Source organism: Mesorhizobium sp. M7A.F.Ca.CA.001.08.2.1 (assembly GCF_003998455.1).
GTDB classification, from domain to species: domain Bacteria; phylum Pseudomonadota; class Alphaproteobacteria; order Rhizobiales; family Rhizobiaceae; genus Mesorhizobium; species Mesorhizobium ciceri.
In genome coordinates this window covers 1-7441 of sequence record NZ_RZPW01000274.1, presented here as the reverse complement: position 1 = coordinate 7441, position 7441 = coordinate 1, and the positions used below count along the sequence as shown (strand labels likewise).

7 protein-coding genes and 1 tRNA gene are annotated in these 7441 nt (G+C 63.9%); 3 read left to right on the top strand and 5 right to left on the bottom strand.

Going from position 1 to position 7441, the window contains the following annotated elements; translation table 11 throughout:
• From EN914_RS17510 to EN914_RS17490, 5 genes are all read right to left on the bottom strand, one after another.
• Positions 1-1761: glycoside hydrolase family 127 protein (locus tag EN914_RS17510; RefSeq protein WP_164766408.1), on the bottom strand; the 1761-nt coding region annotated here is incomplete at its 3' end.
• A gap of 14 nt (positions 1762-1775) precedes the next feature.
• Positions 1776-2633, bottom strand: a complete 858-nt coding sequence (locus tag EN914_RS17505) for a carbohydrate ABC transporter permease (protein WP_024503912.1) — start codon at positions 2631-2633, stop codon at positions 1776-1778.
• Entirely contained in the window at positions 2633-3556 is a 924-nt protein-coding gene (locus EN914_RS17500; RefSeq protein WP_024503911.1) for a carbohydrate ABC transporter permease, read from the bottom strand. The genes EN914_RS17505 and EN914_RS17500 overlap by 1 nt, the downstream gene beginning before the upstream one ends.
• A 273-nt stretch (positions 3557-3829) precedes the next feature.
• Positions 3830-5077 carry a sugar ABC transporter substrate-binding protein gene (locus EN914_RS17495; protein WP_013530526.1) on the bottom strand — a complete coding sequence of 416 codons (1248 nt, stop codon included), beginning with the start codon at positions 5075-5077 and terminating at the stop codon, positions 3830-3832.
• A gap of 63 nt (positions 5078-5140) precedes the next feature.
• Positions 5141-6184 (bottom strand): LacI family DNA-binding transcriptional regulator, encoded by a 1044-nt coding sequence (locus EN914_RS17490; RefSeq protein WP_024503910.1) that lies wholly within the window; start codon positions 6182-6184, stop codon positions 5141-5143.
• A gap of 447 nt (positions 6185-6631) precedes the next feature.
• Here EN914_RS17490 and EN914_RS38335 point away from each other — a divergent pair.
• From EN914_RS38335 to EN914_RS17480, 3 genes are all read left to right on the top strand, one after another.
• Positions 6632-6707, top strand: a tRNA-Cys gene (locus EN914_RS38335).
• 202 nt (positions 6708-6909) lie between these two features.
• A complete protein-coding gene (locus tag EN914_RS17485) occupies positions 6910-7113 on the top strand; it encodes a hypothetical protein (protein ID WP_024503909.1) in 204 nt (67 codons plus the stop codon).
• A 5-nt stretch (positions 7114-7118) separates the two neighbouring features.
• Positions 7119-7310 carry a hypothetical protein gene (locus tag EN914_RS17480; protein ID WP_024503908.1) on the top strand — a complete coding sequence of 64 codons (192 nt, stop codon included), beginning with the start codon at positions 7119-7121 and terminating at the stop codon, positions 7308-7310.
• The last annotated feature ends 131 nt before the right edge of the window (positions 7311-7441 follow it).

Here is a 7441-nt window from a genome sequence, read left to right as displayed (position 1 = left end):
CGGCAGCGTCAGGCGATGCGGCTGGCTGTCATTGTCTGATGCCTCGACGCAATAGATCAGCGGGCCGCGTGACAGCGCGACGCGGCCAGAATCCTGGCGCACCTGCGGGTTGGCATAAAGCCGCTCGATCGGCATTTCGAGATCGAGCCGGACATTGTCGCCCTTTTTCCATGTCCGCTTGATCGCGGCGTAGCCGTCGCTGGTGATATCCGCCAGCCTGATGGCTTCGCCGTTTATCTTCAACCCGGCACTGGCGCTCCAGGCGGGAATGCGCAGGTGCAAAGTGAACTCGACCGGCGCCCGCGGTTCGAGCATGATGTCGACGGCGCCGTCCCAGGGATAGCTGCTGACCTGCGTCAGGCTCACCGGGACGCCCGATATATCGAAGCGCGCGGTCGAGTCGCCATAGAGGTGGACGGCCAGCGCATCGTCGGCCAGGCTGTAGAAATAGCTGCCGATCGAGGCGACCATGCGCCCGATATTGGGCGGGCAGCACGGGCAGCGGTGCCACTTCCACCTGTTGTGCTTGCCCCGGCTTTCCAATGGATTCTCGTAGAAAAACAGCGAGCCGTCGAGCGACAGGCCCGAGATCGAACCGTTGTAGAGGGCGCGTTCCATCATGTCGGCGTAGCGCGCGTTCGGCCCCATGCCGAGCATGCGGCTGGCCCAGAACACCAGGCCGACCGCCGCACAGGTCTCGGCATAGGCGCTTTCGTTGGGCAGGTCGTAGTCGCTGGTGAAGCCCTCATTGTGCGCCGACGGCCCCAGTCCGCCAGTGATGTAGAGACTCTTGGTGGTGAGATCGTCCCACAGAAGGTCGAGTGCTGCTCGCAGCGTATCATCGCCATATTCGGTCGCGATATCGGCCATGCCGGAATAGAGGTACATCGCCCTGACAGCATGGCCGACGACCTTGTTCTGTTCTCGCACCGGGATATGCGACTGGCTGTATTCATAGGTCTTGAAATGATAGGCCTTCGGGTCGGCGCCGCGGGCGCGGGCCTCCTCGTCGAAATAATGCGGCTGCTGACCGCGCTGGTCGATGAAGTATCTGGCCAACTCCATATATTTCCGCTCGCCGGTCACCCGTGCCAGCTTGACCAGCGCCAGCTCGATCTCCTCGTGGCCGCAATAGCCCTTCTTCTTGCCGGGCTCCGGGCCGAGTACCGACGCGATGTGGTCGGCATAGCGGCACATGATATCGAGCAGCTTGCGTTTTCCCGTCGCCTGGTAGTAGGCGACCGCGCCCTCGATCAGATGGCCGGCGCAATAGAGCTCGTGGCAGTCGCGCAGATTGGTCCAGCGCTTGCCGGGCTGGATGCGTTGGTACCAGCTGGAGAGATAGCCGTCCTCCTGCTGCAGCCTGCCATACATGTCGATGACGGCGTCGATCTTCTTCTCCAGTTCGGGATTCTTGCGCCGGTAAAGCGAATAGGCCGCGGTCTCGATCGTCTTGCCGAGATCGGAATCCCAGAACATCTGCGTGGTCACCGTCGATCCGGTGAATTCCGCGCCCTGGCGGTCGGCTTCGTCGGGAGAGGGCGAGTGGAAGGGGATGACTATGCCGGGCGAGGGACGGTCCGGATCGATCTGCTCCAGCATGCGGGCCTCCACGCAGCGCTCGTAAAGGATATCGGCGGTGCGGGCGGCGACAGCGTCGGCGCGATCGCCCCAGAAGCCGTGCACGTCGACCTGCGGCACCGGCAGCGGGCGGAAGGCGAGCTTCGGTTTCCCGGTTTTTGCGGATGGCGATGCGGTCATTAATTTACTCCATTCTATTTGACGGCCCCGGCCATCAGGCCGCGGATGTAGAAGCGCTGCAGCGCCAGGAACAGGATGAGGCACGGCACCATCATCACGGTGACGCCCGCCTGCACCGCGCCCCAGTCGATGGCGCCGAAGCGGCCCGACTGCAGTGCGGTCATCATCACGGGCAGCGTGAATTTGGATTGATCGGTCATCAGCACGAGGGCGGCGAGGAATTCGTTCCAGGCGCCGAGGAAGGCAAACAGGGCGATGGTGACGACGCCCGGCCAGACCAGCGGCAGCATCACCTTCCAAAGCATGGTGAGATTGCCGGCGCCGTCCATGCGGGCGGCTTCCTCGATCTCGCGCGGCACCGCGTCGAAGGCGTTGCGCATCATGAAGATCGAGAACGGCAGTTGCAGCGTCACATAAACGCCGACCAGGCCGGTCAGCGTGTTGTGCAGGCCAAGCTTGGTCAGCACCAGGAAGATCGGCGTCAGGATCGACTGGAACGGGATCATGATCGTCGACAGAATGAGGATGAAGAACAGGTTCTTGAACGGAAACCGGAACCGCGAAAAGCCATAGCCGGCCAGCACGCTGACGGCGACCGACAGCACGACGGTCATCACCGAGACGTAGATGCTGTTTTGCGCCGAGACCCACAGCCCGTCGCCGAAGCTGTTGAGCGTGGCGTAGTTCTCCAGCGAGAAGCCTGATGTCGGCCAGGGCGGCAGCGGCGGCAGGCGCGCTTCGGTCGCTGGCTTGAACGCCGACAGCACCGCCCACACGATCGGCGCGGCAAACAGCACCGAGGCGACGATGCCGGTCGAATGCTCGCCGATGCGGCTCAAGAGCCGGCGGTTGCGGGAAGCGGCCTGCGCCATCAGTCGAGCCCCTCCGGCTTGCGCAGCAGCCACAGCTGGACGAGGCTGAGCGCCACCAGGATCACCAGCAGCACCATCGACAAAGCCGCGCCGTAGCCGAGCTTGAACGACACGAAGGACTGGTTGAAGATCCAGTAGACCGCCGTCAGCGTCTGGTTGCGTGGGCCGCCGCGCAGGATGATGTAGAACTGGTCGAAGGCGAGGATCGAGCCGGCGACCGACAGGATCAGGGCCAGCGCCAGCGTGCGGCGCATCAGCGGCAAAGTGATCGCCCTGAACCTGGCGAACGGACCGGCGCCGTCGATAACGGCCGCCTCCTGCAGATCCTGCGGGATCGATTGCAGGCCGGCCATCAGAATGATCATGGTGAAGCCGGCGACCTTCCAGACGACCATGGCGATGATCGACCAGAAGGCCGGCTGGAAGGTGGCCAAAAGGTTGAACTTCCTGTCGATCAGGCCAAGGTCGTAGGCGGCCGGGCTGAACAGGCCGGAATCGACGTTCAACAGCCATGACCAGAGCAGGCTGGCCGAGGCAAAGCCGACAACCGCCGGCATGAAGAACATCGTCCGGTAAAGATTGGTCAGCGGCCGCGGCCGCTCGACGAACAGCGCCAGCGGAAACGCCACCACGAAGATCGCGATGGTGACGATCACGGTGTAGTAGGCGGTGAAGCGCAGCGCGTTCCAGAACCGGGTGTCGCGCAGGATGGCGACATAGTTGCCGAGGCCGATAAAGCTGTGCTCGCCCATCAGGGGCCAGTTGTGCAGCGACATCCACGCCGTCATGCCGAGCGGGATCAGGAAAAAGACGACGACCAGCGCGACAGCCGGCGCGACATAGAGCAGGCCGATCCATTGGTGGCGGCTGGCGACCTTGCGGGCGCGGGGCGGGGCAGGGGTTGCTGCGGTGATGACGGTCATGGCTGCGCGCTCGATGCTATTGGGACATTGGCAAAGAACCCCTCACCCGGATTGCCAACCCAATTGAAGAGAGCAATTCGGGGCAATCCGACCTCTCCCCGAGGGGAGAGGAGGTTGCCGGGGATGGTGCCAGCCTCTTCTCCCCGGCGGGGAGAAGGTGGCCGCGAAGCGGCCGGATGAGGGGGCCTTTTCTCAACGCGATAGCCCTGCCGTTGGCGATGCGGTATCCGGCCACCCGCCCAGGGAGACAGGCGGGCGGCCGGCAGGCGTCCGCTACTTCTGCGGCGCCTGGTCGATGATCGACTGCATCGTTTCCTGCGCATTGGCTATCGCGCCATCGACATCGTCGCCGAAGAAGACCTCGTTGATCATCTGCGTCCACGGGCCGTTGGCGGAGTTGATCAGGTCGTTGAACACCACCGAATAGGGCGTCTTGCCCTTGGCCATGGCTTCGGCGGCGATCTGGTAGCGCGGATCGAGATCCTTCAACGCGTCCTTGGCGATGTCGCCGCGCACCGGCAGGCTTCCGTATTTGGCAAGGATGGTCTGGCCCTCGAGCGAATAGGCGAAGTCGAGGAACTCCTTCACCACGGGCAGTTTCGTGGTGCCCTTGGTGACGACGAAATTGTCGCCGCCCGCAAAGGACGACCAGCCGCTGTCCTTGCCCGGCAGGAAGGTGACGCCGTAATCGATGTCGGGATACTGGGTGTTGAGCGCGCCGATGGCAAAGGCGCCGGACGGCGAGATGCCGATATTGCCGGCGGCGAAGGCGGCAAAGAAATTGGCGCCGGTGTCGGTCTGTGCGCCTGCCGGTACCAGATCCTTCTTGACCATCGAGCGGTAGAGATCGATGGCGCCGCGCAGCTGCGGGCTGTCCAGCGTCGCCTTCGAGCCGTCTTCGCTCAGGATGTCGCCACCAGACGCCCAGATCAGGGGCGTGAAGGTGAAGATGTTGCAGCCGCCGCAATTGCCGGAGAAGTAGAAGCCCTTGATGTTGCCGCCGAGCGCGTTGACCTTCTCGGCATCGGCCGCGATCTCGGCCCAGTTGGCCGGGCCTTTTTCGGGATCAAGGCCGGCCTGCTTGAACAGCTTCTTGTTCCAGATCAGCACCGAGGCGTCGGCGGAGAAGGGCAGGCCGTAAATGTGGTCTTTGTAGGTGCCGGTCTTCACATGCGCCGGCGACAGGCTGGCAAAATAGGGCAGGGACTTTGCCCAGTCGGTGATGTCCTCCAATTGGCCGGCTGCGGCGAAGGAGGGCGTGTAGATCAGGTCGAGCGACAGCGCGTCGGGCGCTGTGCCGCCGGCGGCCGCGGCACCGTATTTGGGGATGATCTCGGCATTGGGGATGATATCGAGCTTGACCTGGTTGGTGTGCGCCTTGTTGTAGGCATCGACGATCCTCGGCATGAAATTCGAACCGTCGGCGCGCACCCATATGTTGGCCGTCTCGGCGGCGGCAGTGCCGAGACCGCCGCCCAGAACGGCAGCGGCCAGGGCCAGTTTGGCAATCAGGTTCCTCATGTTCTCCTCCTCCAAGGTTGGCCGCGGTCCGCGGCTTGGCGCCGATTGCGCGGCGCTTCGTTTTCAGCCACCCGGCGGATGGCCGCATGACTGCCGCACCACCAGCCGGCACGGCAGTTTTCGAATGCCGGGCGCGGCGGGCTTGCCGCCGACCAGCGAAAGCAGGGTCAACCCGGCCTCGCGCCCGAGCGCGACCAGGTTCATGTCGACAGAGGTCAGCGGCGGGCGCGTCGCCTCGGCCACGATCTCCCAATTGTCGAAACCGATGACGCCGACATCCCTGGGGACATCGAGGCCGCGTTCGCGCAGAGCATCGATGACGCCGCGCGCGATCTGATCGTTGCCGCAGAAGACCGCGTCCGGCCTTTCGCTTTTGCCGTCGAACAGTTGCGCAACCGCCTGGTGACCCCAGGCTTCCGACCAGGAGCCGAGCAGCGGCTCGCTGACCGGGAGACCGTTTTCGACGAGCACGTCGCGGTAAGCCTGGACGCGCGCGTGCACCACGGCAAAGCTCGCCGGCCCGGTGACGTGGGCGATGCGCTTGCGGCCAAGCCGGCAGAAATGCTCGACGGCCAGCCGGGCGCCGCCAACATCGTCCGAGACGAAGGCGACGGCCTCGGGGTCGGGCTGCGTGAAGGCATAGATCACCGGGACGCGCAGATTGGAGAGGTCGACGGGCAGATGGCGATCGATGCGCTTGCCGGTGGCGATGATGCCGTCAACGCGCTTGTCGAGCATGGCGTCGACATGCATCTGGCCCAGCCGCGGATCCTCCTCGACATTGCACAGGAACACCGAGACGCCATTGTCGACCAGCGCGTCCGAAATGCCCGACATCAGCGGCAGCGAGAAGCGGCCATAGGTATCGTTGGTGAGCAGGCCGACGGTGAAGCTGCGGCGCCGGAGCAGGCTTTGCGCCAGGCTGTTGGGCCGGAAGCCAAGCCGCCGGGCGGTCTCGCGAATGCGTTCGCGCGTCTCGGCTGTCATCCGGCCCTGGCTGTTGAGCGCCTTGGATGCGGTGGCGACGCTGACGCCGGCCTGCGCCGCCACGTCACGCAAGGTGACTGGCTTGGAAAAGACCGGAACAGGCAGATCGTCCGATGGCATCGCGCCGAGAGTCCTTGGTTGGGAAAAGGTTTTCTCTTGCCGACCTGAATGAGGCCCGGCAGGTGGCCGGGCCCGATCGAAATTGTTTGAGAAAACCTTTTCTCAGCTGAGGCTAGGCCAGATCGGATCGCCGTTCAAGGGAAAAAGCTGGTTGGGCCTTCGGCTCTCTTCCTCCGAATGCAACCCGGGGGTAAAGCAGCGCCGGCAGCACGTAGCTCAGGGGAAGAGCGCCAGTCGCAGTGCTGGAGGCCCTCGGTCCAGACGGGGCGGGCTGCCGCTTGAGGCATGAAAGATCGCAGCGTGCGCGGGAAGCGAGGTCGTGCTGCCGGGCAGCAGGCCTGGCCGCCATATGTGCTGGCGGACGCTCTGAAGATCGTGCCGAAAATTCTGAACAATCCCTCGGGATTAACCTTTCCGTAAATATTTGGCCGCTACTTCAACAGCCATGGCCTCGTGGCGGAGCGGCTACGCTGGAGACGGCAAATCTCTGAAGCCTCGGTTCGATCCCGAGGCGAGGCCTCCAAAATTTCGCGTCGAACAACAGTCCCAATCTGCCCCAAGGGCAGGCGGTCCGCACGAATAGATTTGTGCGTTGCGAAGGCGGTGCGGACCGGCCGTTAAAGCAGTCCTGTCTTGCATTTGGCATGCCGGCACCCGCGAAAAGAGTGCTATGGAAGGGAGCCGAGCGTTCTTGCTTCGCTTTTCCCTGACATTCGAGGCCTTTCGTGCGTGAACCGTCGCTGCTGCCCGTCTTTGGAAAACTTGGCCTCAAGGCCCCCGTCGCCCTGGCGGCGGCACCGGTCTCGTCGGCAGGTGTGTCGCACCTGCGGAAGCTTGTGGCGGTGCATGGCGGCATGGTGCTGAAATTGTCGGTCGTCGCCTGGACGGTGCTGATCCTGGGCGCCGTGTTTTTCACGATGCAAGGCTGACCGGCATGGCCAACCGCTACACGCTGCGCATGGAGCTTCCCCAGAGCTGGAGCATCATCGATGTCTTCACCGGCCAGCCTGCGGTTGTCCGGCAAAAGGTGATGGTCGGGATGGGGCCGCGGGAGGCCGAGGACATGGTCGTGCAGATGAATGTCCGCGACGTCAAACGCCGCGAAAGGGCCGAGCGCAAGACCTGACCGCGGTGAGCGCCAACTCGCCGCCCTTTCAGCCGAAATCGGCCGCCGTCAGCACATACATGCTCTTGTGGGTGCGGTCGTAAGCCTTCGACGCCACCTCGCGGATGGCGCTGCTCTCGGTGTCGAATGTC